This is a genomic window from Microvirga sp. P4_A5 (genome assembly GCF_056402495.1).
In genome coordinates, this window is record NZ_JBFUHH010000106.1 from 1 (window position 1) to 14,121 (window position 14,121).

The following is a 14,121-nucleotide window of genomic DNA, read 5'->3' on the forward strand; positions in this document are numbered from 1 at the left end:
CCACGAACACCGTCTGCTCGATGCGGATCGAGCCGTCGGGCCGCTGCTGCCATTGATCGGTCTCGACGGTGGATTGATACGGCAATTCCTCGTGAAGGCGCTCGTAGATCTTCTCCCGCGTAATCTCGGCTGCCAGCATCCGCAGGGGCGCATCGGAAATCTGGTCTTCAGGGTAGAGCCACGGTCCCTCGGGCATCTTCTCGGCCAGATAGGCTTTCAGCTTGTCGAGGCCGTCGCCTTTCAGCGCCGAGATCATGAACGTATCGGCGAAGGTGTCCTTCTCGTTCACGGCGGCGGCGAGCGCCAGCAGGCGCGACCGTTCGATCAGGTCGATCTTGTTGAGGATCAGGATCTTGGGCCGTTTTACGTCCGGCAGCTTGGCAAGGATGGCTTCCGCCTCTTCGTCGATCCCCTTGCGGGCATCGAGGAGCAGCGCCACCACATCCGCGTCGCTCGCTCCGCCCCAGGCGGACGTCACCATGGCCCGGTCGAGACGGCGCTTCGGCTTGAAGATGCCAGGCGTGTCCACGAAAATGATCTGCGAAGGTCCTTCGATGGCGATGCCGCGCACCAGAACGCGGGTCGTCTGGACCTTTCGCGACACGATCGAGACCTTCGAGCCGACGAGCGAATTGAGCAGCGTCGACTTGCCCGCATTGGGCGCGCCGATCAGCGCCACGAAGCCCGCCTTGGTCTTCGCCGCCCCGGTGTCGGATTCTTCAGGCGCTGCCATTGTCGTCCTCCGTCCACACGCCTTCTCGCAGAAGAAGACGTCGTGCTGCTGCCTGTTCGGCGATGCGTTTCGATGCGCCGAGCCCGAACTCACTCTCGGTGCCCTTGACCTTGACCATGATCCTGAACCGGGGAGCATGGTCCGGGCCGGTCTGTTCGACGATGCCGTAGGTCGGCGTCGGCAGCCCGCGCCCCTGAGCCCATTCCTGCAGCGCGCTTTTCGGATCGCGCATGGCTCGCTGCGGGGCGTTGAGCTTGTCGGCGAAGGCGCGGCCGATCAGGGCCTTGGCCGCATCATAGCCCCCATCGAGAAAAACCGCGCCGATGATCGACTCGCAAAGATCGGCGAGGATCGCCGGATTGCGCCGCTCGCCGGATGCCGCCTCACCCGCGCCGATCTTGAGATGCGGACCGACATCCCAGGCCTGCGCGACCTCGGCGCAGCTCTCGCGGCGGACCAATTCGGCAAGGCGCCGGGATAATTCGCCTTCGGGGGCTGTCGGGAACGTCACGAACAACAATTCGGAGATCGCGAGGCCGAGAACCCGGTCGCCGAGGAATTCCAGCCGCTGATAGCTCTTCCCCTTGCCGTGCGGTGCGCTCACATGGGTGAGCGCCTCATCAAGCAGCTCGGGATCCTTGAAGGCGTAATCGAGCCGCCCGATCAGGATTTCGAGGGAGGGCGCGCGGCGTTGCACGGGTCAGCGAATCCGCTCGAACATGCGGTCCCAGCGGATATGCGTCGGCCATTCCCACGGGCGCCAGAAGGAGGAGTTCTCATCGATCGAGAAGAAGATGATTTCGGCCCGGCCGACGAGATTCTCGTAGGGCACCTCGCCCACATTGGCCTCGTCGCGGGAATCGGTGGAATTGTCGCGGTTGTCGCCCATCATGAAGAAATGACCGGGCTTGATCGTGTAGACTTCCGTGTTGTCCCAATAGCCCCGGTCGGCATCCCGCTCGATGACGTAATGGGAGGTCCCCTCCGGGAAGGTCTCCTTGTAGCGCGGCACCGCCACCGTCCGGCCGTAGAGATCGGTGGTCTTGTAATCCTCGACGCGCTCGCGCTGAACGGCCTTTCCGTTGATGTGCAGAACGCCGCCGATCACCTGGATCTTGTCGCCGGGCAGGCCGACCACGCGCTTGATGTAATCGGTCGAATTGTCCTTGGGCAGCTTGAACACCGCGATGTCGCCGCGCTTCGGCTCCGATCCGAAGATGCGCCCGCTGAACAAGGGCGGGCTGAACGGGATCGAGTGTTTCGAATAGCCGTAGGAATATTTCGACACGAAGAGATAGTCGCCGATCAGAAGCGTGGGGATGAGCGAGCCTGACGGAATGTTGAACGGCTGAAACAGCACCGTCCGGACCAGAACGGCGATCAGCAGCGCCTGGACGATGACCTTGACGGTCTCCCAGARGCCGCCCTCATCCTTCTTCACGGTCTCGCCGGCCGCGTACTTCTTGGCATTATCGCTCACGTAAGTCGTCCATGCTTGAGGAATGCGGAGGAGAGCCCACCGCCTCGACGTGACGCGGGGTCTATCCCAAGGCGCGACCGGCTGCAACGCGGCCGATCACCTTATATGGGCCGTGCCTCGATGATGACGAAGGCCTGCGCCATGGGCGGATCGTCCGTGAGGGACACATGCACGATGGCCTCGTGCCCTTGCGGCGTCATGGCGCGCAGCCGCTCCAGGGCCCCGCCGGTGAGCCGGAAGGTCGGCCGTCCGCCGGGCAGGTTGACGATTTCCATGTCCCGCCAGAACACGCCATGGCTCATGCCGGTGCCCAGCGCCTTGGCGCAGGCCTCCTTGGCGGCGAATCGACGGGCATAGGAAGGGCCGCGGGCGGCGCGACGGTCGCTGCGGGCCCGCTCCCCTTGCGTGAAGACGCGATAAGTGAACCTGTCGCCGAAGCGTTCGAGCGAGCGCTCGATGCGCCGGATGTCGCACAGGTCCGAGCCGATGCCGAGGATCATGAGGTGGCCTGCGCCCTGCCCTCGTCCATGGCGGACCGCATCGCCTTCACGGCCTCCTCGAGCCCGAGGAAAATCGCCTCCCCGACGAGGAAGTGGCCGATATTGAGCTCGACGAGTTGCGGAATTGCCGCGACGGTGCGCGCAGTCTCGAAATTCAGGCCGTGCCCCGCATGAATTTCGAGACCGAGACCCGCGCCGTGTTCGGCAGCCCTTCTCAGGCGTTCGAGTTCATGGGCCTCGCGCGCCGCATCGCCCTCGGCGACGACGTCGCAATAGGTGCCGGTATGGAGTTCCACCACCGGCGCCCCGAGGTCATGCGCCGCTGCCATTACCTCGATCTCGGGCTCCACGAACAGCGACACCCGGATACCCGCGTCGCACAATTGCTTGACCGCCGTACGCAAGTGGGCGTGCCCACCGACGATATCGAGGCCGCCCTCGGTCGTGCGCTCCTCGCGCTTCTCCGGAACGAGGCAGCAGGCATGGGGCCGCAAGGCCAGGGCCACGCCGATCATCTCGGGCGTGGCGGCCATCTCGAAGTTCAGGGGCACGAAGAGCTGCCGCTTGAGGCGCTCCATGTCGAGGTCCCGGATATGCCGCCGGTCCTCCCGGAGATGCGCCGTGATGCTGTCGGCGCCGGCGAAAACAGCCAGATGCGCCGCCCGGATCGGGTCGGGATAAGGACCGCCGCGGGCATTCCGTACGGTGGCCACATGGTCGACGTTCACGCCGAGGCGAAGGGGTGGTGCTTTCATAGGACTTTTCTAGCGCACCAGAGGTTTTTGCCAAACCCAAACACTGCCGATTGCAGAACAAGAAATACAACCTATGATAACATTTCAATTTTATGCAACGTAGAGGCTAATATGCGTCTCCTGGGAATGACAGCCGCGTTCGCTCTTCTCCTCGCGGGGATTGCCGAGRCACGACAAGCGCCGCCGAGTTGGCCAGCCGTTGAAAACGTGGCAATGCCGAAACTCGAAAAGGAGGGCCGGATCCTGCAGGCATGCAGGGGCTGCGGCTGTCGCAGCGGCGCCGGCTATCGCCTTGCCAATGGCAAGTGCGCACCCCGGGAAAGATAATTCGGGACCTCAATCCTTGGGTTGCTTTCTCGGGTGATCGGGTCTATAGGCCCCACTTCGCGTTCGCTCCGGCCGGGGGCTAAACGGACGGCATGGTCATTCATGCAGGAACTGTCGGTTCCGTCGTCCCGTGTCTCCGCCTTCGACAACCGCTCGGGCCTTGCAGGCTCGAAGGGCTTGGCGCCGAACGGACGCGGTGAACCGGCCTGCTTCACGTTATAAAAGCCGTGTCGAGGCTTGAACTCAACCTTAAGAAAGGCCCATTATGCCTCTCTACGAGCATATCTTTATGGCTCGCCAGGACGTCACGTCCCAGCAAGTCGAGACGATGGTCGACACCTACAAGGCGATCATCGAGCAGAACGGCGGCAAGGTCGACAAGACCGAGATGTGGGGCGTCAAGTCCCTCGCCTACCGGATCCGCAAGAACCGCAAGGCTCATTTCACGCTCTTCAACATCGACGCTCCCGCTCCGGCGGTCGCCGAGATGGAGCGTCAGATGCGCATCAGCGAAGACATTCTCCGTTTCATGACCATCCGCGTCGAAGAGCTCGATGCCGAGCCGTCGGTGATGATGCAGAAGCGTGACCGCGACGAGCGCAAGGATCGTGAACGTCGCGACCGCGACGGTGGCGGCTTCGACGCCGGCGCAAGCGAGGAGGCATAATCATGGCATTCGGTACTGGTGGTAGCAGCGGCAGCGCTGGTGGCGGCACGAGCGGCGGCGGTGGCGGTGGCGGCGGACGTCGTCCGTTCTTCCGTCGTCGGAAGACCTGCCCCTTCACGGGCGAAGGCGCTCCGAAGATCGACTACAAGGACACGAAGCTGCTCTCGCGCTACATTTCCGAGCGCGGCAAGATCGTTCCTTCTCGCATCACGGCCGTGTCGGCCAAGAAGCAGCGTGAACTCGCCCAGGCGATCAAGCGCGCCCGCTTCCTGGGCCTTCTGCCCTACGTGATCCGCTAAGAAAAATACGCTCATCAAGCCCGACCGTCATGGCCGGGCTTGACCCGGCCACCCGCGTCTTTCTCGCATGGCCGTTCAAAGCGTCGAACCTCGGGCCATGCCCGGCGACGACGATCGTTCAGTCACCCGGCGGTGCGAACCCTCCGGGCCAGTTGGGGCAGGACGCCCCTAACCCTGCGAAGAGCAGCGGGACAGCGAGACCATGAATTTTGTTGTGACAGGCATAGGCGCGGGCCTCGTATCGGCCCTTCTGACCGCGGTGGTGACCAAAGCCACGCCGCTGGCCGCCATCCTGTATCTCCTCTCCCCCATCCCCGTCCTGATCGTCTCCCTCGGCTGGAATCACCGCGCCGGCCTCATTGCAACGGCCGTCGGCGGCGCAGCCATCGCGGCGTTCCTGTCGCCATTGAGCGGCCTCGGTTTCGTGGTGGTGACGGCCCTTCCGGCCTGGTGGCTGTCCTATCTGGCGCTGCTCGGGCGGCCGAACGGCGACGGTACGATGGAATGGTATCCCGTCGGCCGCCTGCTCGCCTGGATCGCCGCCACCGCGGCGCTCACGATCGTCGCGGCGGGCATCATGTCGACCGGGGGCGACCACGCCGAATTCCACGCCAATGCGCGCGAGGTCGCGCAGGCTCTGGTCAATCTGCAGTTCCCGCGGGGCGGCAGCGAAACGCTCGACGCGGAGTTGCGCGAGGGCGTCATCGACTGGATCGCACGCCTCATCCCGTTCCTGTCCGCGCAAGGCTTCACCATCGCGCTCGCGCTCTATCTCTACACGGCGGCCAAGATCGTCTCGTTGTCGAAGCGGCTGCCGCGCCCCTGGCCCGACATCGCCCGGCTGCGGATGCCTCGTGGAATCGGCCTGGTGCTGATCGCCGCGATCGTCCTCGCAGGTTTGTTTCCGTCGAGCTTCGTCGGCGTGCTCGGCATGGCGCTGCTTGGCGCGTTCTTCACCGCGTTCTCGATCCACGGCCTGGCGATCGTTCATGACCGCACGAAGGGCCGGGCCTTCCGGCCCATGATCCTCACGGCTCTCTACGTGCTGCTTTTTGTGACCCAGGGCGCTCTCATGATCGTCCTGTCGCTCTTCGGCCTCGCCGACACCGTCTTCGGCTTTCGCCGCTCAGGCGCAAGCCCGAATCCCCCACCACCCACATTGTCTTCGTAAAAACACCCAAGGAGAAACATCATGGAAGTCATCCTTCTCGAGCGCGTCGCGAAACTCGGCCAGATGGGCGAAAAAGTGAAAGTGCGCGACGGTTACGCCCGCAACTTCCTTCTCGCCCGCGGCAAGGCGCTGCGCGCCACCAAGGCCAACACGGAACATTTCGAGAAGCAGCGCGCCCAGCTCGAAGCGCGCAACCTCGAGCGCCGCAAGGAAGCCGAAACGGTCGGCGAGAAGCTCGACGGTCAGAGCTTCACCATCATCCGTCAGGCTGGCGAAACCGGCGTGCTCTACGGTTCGGTCTCGACCCGCGACCTCGCCGAGAAGATCTCGGCCGAAGGCATCTCGGTCGATCGCAACCAGATCGCCATCAACGCCCCGATCAAGACCCTGGGCCTGCACAAGGTGCCGGTCGCGCTGCACCCCGAGGTCGAGGTGAATGTCACCATCAACATCGCCCGCAGCCCTGAAGAAGCAGAGCGCCAAGCCCGCGGCGAGGAAGTGACCACCCGCGAGGAAATGAACCTCGACGATCTCGGCCTCGAAGTCGGCGCTGCTCTGGCGGAAGCCGGCGACGTCGAGATGTAATCCGCATTCGCGACGAAGGGTCGCTCCAGCGCAATCTGGAGCGGCCCTTTTTTTGTGCGCCGGATCGAGTTGCAGATCAGGTCGGGGCGCGATCGATCAGCTTTTCTCGAAGGCCACGTGGACGCCCAGTCCCACGAGCACCGCGCCGCCTGCGCGCTGAACGAGGCGCTGCGCATGTGTCGAACGCCGCAGCCTCGCGACGACCGCCCCCGCCAGCACCACACAGACCACATCCGCGAACGAAAACATCAGGTTGACGATGGTCCCCAGCAGCACGAACTGCAACCAGACCGGAAAGCTGGCGGAGGCATCGATGAATTGCGGCAGGAACGCCACGAAGAAGATCGCGGTCTTGGGGTTGAGGATTTCGACGGTGATGCTCTCGAGGAATGCCCTTCGGCCGGATTTCGGCTCGATGCCCGGCAGGGCCGCATCGCCCTTCGCGCCGGAGAACAGAAGCGCGATGCCGAGCCAGACCAGATAAGCCGCGCCGGCGAGTTTCACCGCCATGTAAATCATCGGAACGTGGTGGAACAGGACCGACAGCCCCGCCGCGGCGGCGAGCACGTGCACATAGCCGCCGAGATGAATGCCGAGGGACGCCAGCAGGCCGGGACCACGACCGCGGGCCAGGGTCTGCGCGGCGGCGTAGAGCATCGCCGGACCCGGAATGAAGGCGAAGATCGCCGTGGTGGCAACGAAAGCAAGCAGGACATCGATCGCTGGCAATTTTTTGCTCCCAACGGCCGCACGCCGGCCTGAATTCCGTATGGCACGAGGCGGACACCCGCAACAAGGCAAGCGCGTCGCGATGCTCAAGGCGAAACGACGCCAGCGCCGTCACCGACTTGTTTTCGTTCTACGTTTGTTCTAACTTGAGATCCGCGCGATTCGCCGAACTGCCACGCTTTCCCGCCTTCTCTCCGGAGCGAGAGTCAAGCGCCTTGGCCGGGCAACTCTGCGCGTCGTGTGAGTAGCGAGGACAACGAGGACAATGACCGGGGGAGTCCACGATATGGGCGGGTGTGGCCATAGGGTCACCTCCGGCGCACCGATTCTCGCCTATGAGGATCGCCCCGCCGCTTCCCCCCGTTCCCGGAGCACCCGATGGCCAGCGCCAACGCCCTGATCGCCCGTATTGATGCTGCCGTTCCGGAATACCGGGCGTCGCCCAGCAATATCGATGCGGAACAGGCTCTGCTCGGCGCGATTCTCGTCAATAACGACGCGTATTACCGGGTATCGGACTTTCTCGAGGCCGGGCATTTCTTCGAGGATTTGCACCGGCGCGTCTATGAGGTCGCCACCAGCCTCATCAAGGCCGGCAAGGTCGCGACGCCGATCACCATGAAGACCTTCCTGGGGGACCAGGATCTCGGCGGCGTCACCGTCTCGCAATATCTCGCGCGCCTCGCCGCCGAGGCCACCACCGTCATCAACGCCGAGGATTACGGCCGCACCGTCTATGACCTCGCCATCCGTCGCAACCTGATCGGCATCGGCGAGGATCTGGTCAACGTCGCGTATGACGCGCCGGTCGAGACTTCGCCGCGCGACCAGATCGAGGAAGCCGAGCGCCGTCTCTACGAGCTGGCCGAGACGGGGCGCTACGATGGCGGCTTCCAGCGCTTTTCCGACGCGCTCACCCACGCCATCGACATGGCGGCCGCGGCCTACAAGCGCGAGGGAAAACTCTCGGGCATCTCGACCGGCCTCGTGGACATGGACCGCACGCTCGGCGGCCTGCAGGCCTCCGACCTCGTGATTCTCGCCGGCCGCCCCGCCATGGGCAAGACCTCGCTCGTGACCAACATCGCGTTCAACATCGCGAAGGTCTACGAGGGCGAACGACAGCCCGACGGCACCATGAAGACGATCAATGGCGGCATCGTCGGATTCTTCTCGCTGGAAATGTCGGCCGAACAATTGGCGACCCGTATCATCGCCGAGCAATCCGGCGTGCCGTCCTACAAGATCAGGCGCGGCGACATGCGCGAGGACGATTTCTACAAGATCACCGAAGCCGCCCGCGAGATGCAGTCGATCCCGTTCTACATCGACCAGACCGGCGGCATCTCGATTGCCCAGTTGGCGGCGCGCGCACGGCGCCTGAAACGCCAGCGCGGGCTCGACGTGCTGATCGTCGACTACCTCCAGCTTCTCTCGGGTTCCGCCAAGAAGGGCGAGAACCGCGTGCAGGAATTGACCGAAATCACCACCGGTTTGAAGGCGCTCGCTAAGGAATTGTCGGTACCGGTCATCGCGCTCTCCCAGCTCTCGCGCCAAGTCGAATCCCGCGACGACAAGCGGCCGCAATTGTCCGACCTTCGCGAATCCGGCTCCATCGAGCAGGATGCCGACGTGGTGATGTTCGTCTTCCGCGAGGAGTATTATCTGAAGAACAAGGAGCCGAAGCCCGGCACCGAGGAATACTTCAAGTGGCAGGCGGAAATGGACCAGGTCCACGGCAAGGCGGAGGTCATCATCGGCAAGCAGCGCCACGGCCCCACCGGCACGATCCAGCTCGCGTTCCAGGCCGACATCACCCGCTTCACCAACCTCGCGGACGAGGACAAGCTTCCGGAACGGATGGGCGATTGAGCAAAACCATGATCGCATCGCGCCTTTCCTCCCCCTTGCGAGGAGGGATCGAGGGTGGGGGTCGACAAGTCTGGTCTCGTCGACAATGGCGTTCGCACGACATCTCTACGAGATTCGACAGCCGTTCAACCCGGTCTATCCACCCCCACCTCCCGCTCCTCCCCGCAAGGGGGAGGAGCGTTTCGTCGGCGCTTGGGGTTAGCGTGTGAACATGTCGATCAATCGTGACGACCCGAATGTGCCCGACTCCGACGCCGGCGGTATCCTGCAAATCGACCTCGATGCGCTGGCGAACAACTGGCGCTCCTTACGCGCTGCCGCGGGCGGCGCCGAGACCGCGGCAGTGGTCAAGGCCAACGCCTACGGAATTGGCGTCGAACGGGCCGTGCCCGCGCTCGCAAGGGCCGGTTGCGAAACGTTCTTCGTGGCGCATATCGGCGAGGCCATTCGCGCGCGCGCGGCGGCGCCCGACGCGACCATCTACGTGCTGAACGGCCTGCTGCCGGGATCGAGCGAGACCTATTTCGCAAACCGGCTCCGTCCTGTCCTCGGGTCGCTGGAGGATGTCGCCGAATGGGGGGGCTTCTGCCGCGCGCAATCGCAACGACGCGAAGCCGCGATCCATGTGGATACGGGCATGAACCGTCTCGGATTGAGCGTCGGTGAAGGCATGGGGCTGAAGGACGATCCGCATCTCGCCGATTTCGCGCCTGCGCTTCTCATGAGCCATTTCGTAAGCGCGGAGGAGAACGAAAATCCGCTCAACCGGCGCCAGATCGAGGCGTTCCGCGCATTGCGCGAAACCTTGCCGGGGATCCGCGCGTCCTTGTCCAATTCCTCCGGAATTTTCCTCAACGATCAACCGCATTTCGACCTCGTGCGGCCGGGCTACGCGCTCTATGGCGGCAACCCGACGCCTCATGCAAACAATCCGATGAAACCGGTCGTCGGCCTCGAAGGGCGCATCGTGCAACTGCGCTGGATCGAGGCGCATGACACCGTCGGCTACAATGCCCGCTGGACCGCCACCGACAGGCGGCGCGTGGCCACCCTTTCGGTCGGCTACGCGGACGGCTATCCCCGCGCGGCGAGTGCGCGCGGCAACAGCGGCGAAACCGTTCTCGCCGGCATGGCGATGGTCGGGGGGCGCCCCTGCCCGTTTGCCGGCAACGTTTCGATGGATCTGATCGCGGTGGACGTCACCGACGTGCCCGAGGGCGAGATCRCCCGCGGCGACCGCGTCACGCTCATCGGCGGCGATCTGACCATCGATGAAGTCGGCCGCCGCGCCGGCACCATCGGGTATGAAATTCTCACCAATCTCGGTTCGCGTTATGCGCGCCATTACCGCGAGGCAAAGTCCTGATGGCCAAGCGCCAACCGTCTTTCGCCTGCCAGAGCTGCGGCGCGGTCACCAATCGCTGGAAAGGCAAATGCGAAGCCTGCGGCGGCTGGAACACCATCGTCGAGGAGGTCGGCGCCATGAGCGCGATGGCGGGCCCGGTGGCGACGCGCCCGTCGCGCGCCAAGGGCCGCATCTTTGCGCTGGAGGGCCTCTCGGGCGAAACCAGGGAAGCACCGCGCATGCCGTCCGGCATCGGCGAGCTCGATCGCGTCACCGGCGGCGGCTTCGTCCACGGCTCGGTGATCCTCATCGGCGGCGATCCCGGCATCGGCAAGTCCACGCTGCTGACCCAGGCCTCCGCCGCGCTCGCCAATCAGGGCCATCGGGTCGCCTATATCTCTGGCGAGGAGGCGGTGGCGCAGGTGCGCCTTCGCGCCGAGCGGCTCGGGCTCGGCCAGGCGCCGGTCGAGCTCGCGTCCGAGACCAACGTGGAGGACATCATCGCGACCCTGTCGCAAGGGCGTCCGCCCGCGCTCGCCATCATCGATTCGATCCAGACCATGTGGACCGAGACGGTCGAATCCGCGCCCGGCACCGTCACGCAGGTCCGCGGCAGCGCCCAGGCGCTGATCCGCTTCGCCAAGACCACCGGCACCGTGGTGATTCTCGTCGGCCACGTCACCAAGGACGGGCAGATCGCGGGCCCCCGGGTGGTGGAGCACATGGTCGACGCCGTAGTGTCGTTCGAGGGCGATGGCGGGCACCATTTCCGCATCATGCGGGCGGTGAAGAACCGCTTCGGCCCCACGGACGAGATCGGCGTGTTCGAGATGTCCGACCAGGGCCTGCGCGAGGTCACGAACCCGTCGGAGCTCTTCCTCGCCGGACGCGACCTCGCTACCGCCGGAACGGCGGTCTTCGCCGGCATGGAAGGCACGCGGCCGGTGCTGGTGGAAATCCAGGCGCTGGTGGCGCCCTCCTCCCTCGGCACCCCGCGCCGGGCGGTGGTGGGATGGGACCAAAGCCGACTCTCCATGGTGCTGGCGGTGCTCGAGGCCCATGGCGGCCTGCGGCTCGGCCAGCACGACGTCTATCTCAATGTGGCAGGCGGCTTGCGCATTTCGGAGCCCGCAGCCGACCTCGCGGCCGCGGCGGCGCTGATCTCATCCCTCTCAGGCTCCGCCCTGCCGACCGACACGGTCTATTTCGGAGAACTCGGCCTCTCCGGCGCCATCCGCCCGGTGGCGCAGGCCCCGGCCCGGCTGAAGGAGGCCACCAAGCTGGGGTTTTCCAGCGCGGTGATGCCCGCGCCGAGGGGTGACAAGAAGGAGCGCCTGCCGGCGGGCGCGGCCTCGATGGCGCACATCACGGATCTGGTGGCGGGGATTGCCGCAAGAAAACGGTGAGTTGCGCGAGATTGAGCAACCAGCAATTGATTGATCTCTTCTCAAGCCCGGAGTAAGCGTTACATTGTATCTTCAAGATGCACCCAGAACTGCATCCTCCTTTCCTCCTTTCCTCCTCTTCCCCTTCGCTCCCCCCACCTCCCTCATCGCACCCCAACGGGCTTCGACGTTCGAAACAAGGATCTAACCATGGCTGCACCGACTGGTTTCAAGATTGGCGGAACGACCTTCACGGCAGAGGCGCCATTCAACTTGAATGAGCGCACCACGGCCGGCGGGGACGTTGGTGGACTGACGATCGTCGATGCCGATGCGTCGAGCGAGAACAGCTACACCTATACGCTTGTCACCAGCGCCACGGACGCTACGGGACGGCCCGACGCGGTCTATGAGATCGTCATTGATCCCGTCTCCGGCCTTTCCAAGATCGTGGTCAAGGCTGGGGTAACGTTGAACTTCGAAGATGCTACCCACAAGATCCGCGATCTCTGGATCTTGGTTAAAGAGGGCACGGACGAGTTCGTCACAAAGGTCACGATGACTCTCGGCAACGTCAACGAAGCGCCGACCGACATCACGCTCAAGACCCTGTCCGCACCTGCCGTGGCAGAGAACGCCGCCGCCGGCACCGAGATCGGCGCGCTGCTCGCCATGGACCCCGACCTGAACGACACCTTCACGTTCACGCTCACCGATAACGCCGGCGGCCGGTTCAAGATCGAGAATGGCAAGCTGCTGGTCGCGGACGGCTCGAAGCTCGATTTCGAGACCGCGAAGTCCCACCAGATCAAGGTTCAGGTGAAGGATGCGGGCGGGCTGACCTTCGAGAAGACCATCACCATCGGCGTGACGGACGGAATCGATCCGATCTCGGGCACCAAGCGCAACGACAAGATCGTCGGCACCGAAAGTGCGGATTTCATCAGTGGCGATGCCGGCAACGACAAGATCTCCGGTCTTGGCGGCGATGACATCATCAATGGCGGCCTGGGCAAGGACCATCTGACCGGCGGCGCCGGGCGGGACACCTTCATGTTCGATTCCGCGCTCCGCAAGGGCGGCTTCGACATGGTGACCGATTTCAACTCGGCCGACGACACGCTCCAGTTCGACCTGTCGGCGCTGAAATCCTTCAAGATCAAGGCGTTCAAAGAGGGCAAGCTTCAGAAGAAGTTCTTCACCGTCGGCACCGAGCCCAAGGACAAGAACGATTACGTCTATTACAACAAGAAAAACGGCTTCGTTTATCTTGATGCGGACGGATCCGGACACAAGAAGGGAATGGAAATTCTCAAATTGAAGCCCGGAACGAAGATCTCGGCGGACGATTTCCTGTTCATCTGATCGATCTGCCCATAAAAGACTGGAAAGCCCCGATGCCTTCCATCGGGGCTTTTCTATTTTGCGGGTGCGGCGCAACCGATCCCGATCTCTTCGCCAGGCCGGGCGCCGCGTTCCGCGAACCGACCCTCGCTTCGCCGGATCGGGCACCGCCGCATGTCCATCGCGTCGATCTGCCTCGCTTGCGCCCGGCAGACCCGGGCTCGACTCTCGTCCACTCGAAGGGTGACGAACGGCTTTCTTGAGGTTATACACCCCCTCGCCTCGAAGCCGCGAAGGCGGCCCCCTCTGCGTCAGGTTGGTTCATGCCCTTTTCCATTCTGGACCTCGTCGTCCTCGGCGTCGTCGTGATCTCGGCCCTGCTTGCGGCCGTGCGCGGGTTCACCCGCGAAGTCCTGGCCATCGTCGCCTGGGTCGCGGCGGCCGCCGTCGCCTGGTATCTCCACCCCGCCGTGCTGCCGATGGCCCAGCAATACATCCACAACGGCACCATCGCCCTCGTCGCCTCCATCGGCGCGGTCTTCGTCATCACGCTCATCATCGTGTCGATCATCACCGTCCAGATCTCCGACATGATTCTCGATTCGCGGATTGGCGCACTCGACCGCACGCTCGGATTGTTCTTCGGCGCGGCGCGCGGCTTCCTGATCTGCGTGATCGGCTGGGCCTTCATGGGCTGGCTGCTTCAGGGCAAGAACCCCGAATGGGCCRCGACCTCCAAGGCGCGGCCGGCGATGGAAAACACGCGCGACAATATCGTCGCGATGCTGCCCGAGAACGCCGAGGCGCTGATCCAGCGACTGCGCGAGAAGGGCGTCAACCGCGAAACCGAGCCGGCCGAACCGGCGGAGCCCGATCCGCAGCGCACGGCGCCTCCCGCCAATGCGCCCGCCGCGGGCGCGCCCCCGGCG

15 protein-coding genes are annotated in these 14,121 nt (G+C 64.3%); 9 read left to right on the forward strand and 6 right to left on the reverse strand.

From position 1 onward, the window contains the following. The 5 genes from era to AC1DVM_RS19705 form a co-directional block, all read right to left on the reverse strand. Positions 1–733 (reverse strand): GTPase Era (gene era, locus AC1DVM_RS19685; protein ID WP_477257227.1); only part of this gene is annotated, 733 nt, incomplete at its 3' end. Continuing rightward, positions 720–1,430 (reverse strand): ribonuclease III, encoded by a 711-nt coding sequence (rnc, locus tag AC1DVM_RS19690; protein WP_477257229.1) that lies wholly within the window; start codon positions 1,428–1,430, stop codon positions 720–722. The genes rnc and era, both read right to left, overlap by 14 nt. A 3-nt stretch (positions 1,431–1,433) precedes the next feature. Then, complete coding sequence (gene lepB, locus AC1DVM_RS19695) at positions 1,434–2,213, reverse strand: signal peptidase I (protein ID WP_477257231.1); 780 nt, start codon at positions 2,211–2,213, stop codon at positions 1,434–1,436. 101 nt (positions 2,214–2,314) lie between these two features. Continuing rightward, positions 2,315–2,713 (reverse strand): holo-ACP synthase, encoded by a 399-nt coding sequence (gene acpS, locus AC1DVM_RS19700; protein WP_477257233.1) that lies wholly within the window; start codon positions 2,711–2,713, stop codon positions 2,315–2,317. After that, positions 2,710–3,468, reverse strand: a complete 759-nt coding sequence (locus tag AC1DVM_RS19705; protein ID WP_477257234.1) for a pyridoxine 5'-phosphate synthase — start codon at positions 3,466–3,468, stop codon at positions 2,710–2,712. The genes acpS and AC1DVM_RS19705 overlap by 4 nt, the downstream gene beginning before the upstream one ends. A 592-nt stretch (positions 3,469–4,060) precedes the next feature. Between AC1DVM_RS19705 and rpsF the strand changes: the two genes are divergently transcribed. The 4 genes from rpsF to rplI all read left to right on the forward strand — a co-directional run bounded on the left by rpsF (position 4,061) and on the right by rplI (position 6,517). Beyond that, entirely contained in the window at positions 4,061–4,462 is a 402-nt protein-coding gene (gene rpsF, locus AC1DVM_RS19710) for a 30S ribosomal protein S6 (RefSeq protein WP_477257236.1), read from the forward strand. 2 nt (positions 4,463–4,464) lie between these two features. Beyond that, complete coding sequence (gene rpsR / locus AC1DVM_RS19715) at positions 4,465–4,761, forward strand: 30S ribosomal protein S18 (protein ID WP_477257238.1); 297 nt, start codon at positions 4,465–4,467, stop codon at positions 4,759–4,761. A 202-nt stretch (positions 4,762–4,963) separates the two neighbouring features. Then, positions 4,964–5,932 (forward strand): DUF2232 domain-containing protein, encoded by a 969-nt coding sequence (locus AC1DVM_RS19720; RefSeq protein ID WP_477257240.1) that lies wholly within the window; start codon positions 4,964–4,966, stop codon positions 5,930–5,932. Positions 5,933–5,953: 21 nt separating this feature from the next. Then, on the forward strand, positions 5,954–6,517 hold the full coding sequence (rplI, locus tag AC1DVM_RS19725) for a 50S ribosomal protein L9 (RefSeq protein ID WP_477257242.1): 564 nt from the start codon (positions 5,954–5,956) through the stop codon (positions 6,515–6,517). A 96-nt stretch (positions 6,518–6,613) separates the two neighbouring features. Here the strand turns inward: rplI and AC1DVM_RS19730 are convergent, their stop codons facing one another. After that, complete coding sequence (locus AC1DVM_RS19730) at positions 6,614–7,246, reverse strand: LysE family translocator (protein ID WP_477257244.1); 633 nt, start codon at positions 7,244–7,246, stop codon at positions 6,614–6,616. Between the two features lie 378 nt (positions 7,247–7,624). Between AC1DVM_RS19730 and AC1DVM_RS19735 the strand changes: the two genes are divergently transcribed. From AC1DVM_RS19735 to AC1DVM_RS19755, 5 genes are all read left to right on the forward strand, one after another. Then, the gene (locus tag AC1DVM_RS19735; protein ID WP_477257246.1) at positions 7,625–9,118 is read left to right on the forward strand and encodes a replicative DNA helicase; all 1,494 of its coding nucleotides are present in this window, start codon (positions 7,625–7,627) and stop codon (positions 9,116–9,118) included. Between the two features lie 211 nt (positions 9,119–9,329). Beyond that, the gene (alr, locus tag AC1DVM_RS19740) at positions 9,330–10,484 is read left to right on the forward strand and encodes an alanine racemase (RefSeq protein WP_477257248.1); all 1,155 of its coding nucleotides are present in this window, start codon (positions 9,330–9,332) and stop codon (positions 10,482–10,484) included. Beyond that, complete coding sequence (gene radA, locus AC1DVM_RS19745; RefSeq protein WP_477257250.1) at positions 10,484–11,869, forward strand: DNA repair protein RadA; 1,386 nt, start codon at positions 10,484–10,486, stop codon at positions 11,867–11,869. The genes alr and radA overlap by 1 nt, the downstream gene beginning before the upstream one ends. Before the next feature lie 189 nt (positions 11,870–12,058). After that, positions 12,059–13,213, forward strand: a complete 1,155-nt coding sequence (locus AC1DVM_RS19750; protein ID WP_477257251.1) for a cadherin domain-containing protein — start codon at positions 12,059–12,061, stop codon at positions 13,211–13,213. 302 nt (positions 13,214–13,515) lie between these two features. Next, positions 13,516–14,121: CvpA family protein (locus AC1DVM_RS19755; protein ID WP_477257253.1), on the forward strand; the 606-nt coding region annotated here is incomplete at its 3' end.

Excerpts from the sequence above, each read along its gene's own strand:
- rplI (WP_477257242.1), top strand. The coding sequence starts at position 5,954 with ATGGAAGTCATCCTTCTCGAGCGCGTCGCGAAACTCGGCCAGATGGGC.
- AC1DVM_RS19735 (WP_477257246.1), top strand. The coding sequence starts at position 7,625 with ATGGCCAGCGCCAACGCCCTGATCGCCCGTATTGATGCTGCCGTTCCG.
- AC1DVM_RS19750 (WP_477257251.1), top strand. The coding sequence starts at position 12,059 with ATGGCTGCACCGACTGGTTTCAAGATTGGCGGAACGACCTTCACGGCA.
- rpsF (WP_477257236.1), top strand. The coding sequence starts at position 4,061 with ATGCCTCTCTACGAGCATATCTTTATGGCTCGCCAGGACGTCACGTCC.
- rpsR (WP_477257238.1), top strand. The coding sequence starts at position 4,465 with ATGGCATTCGGTACTGGTGGTAGCAGCGGCAGCGCTGGTGGCGGCACG.
- acpS (WP_477257233.1), bottom strand. The coding sequence starts at position 2,713 with ATGATCCTCGGCATCGGCTCGGACCTGTGCGACATCCGGCGCATCGAG.
- AC1DVM_RS19720 (WP_477257240.1), top strand. The coding sequence starts at position 4,964 with ATGAATTTTGTTGTGACAGGCATAGGCGCGGGCCTCGTATCGGCCCTT.
- AC1DVM_RS19705 (WP_477257234.1), bottom strand. The coding sequence starts at position 3,468 with ATGAAAGCACCACCCCTTCGCCTCGGCGTGAACGTCGACCATGTGGCC.
- radA (WP_477257250.1), top strand. The coding sequence starts at position 10,484 with ATGGCCAAGCGCCAACCGTCTTTCGCCTGCCAGAGCTGCGGCGCGGTC.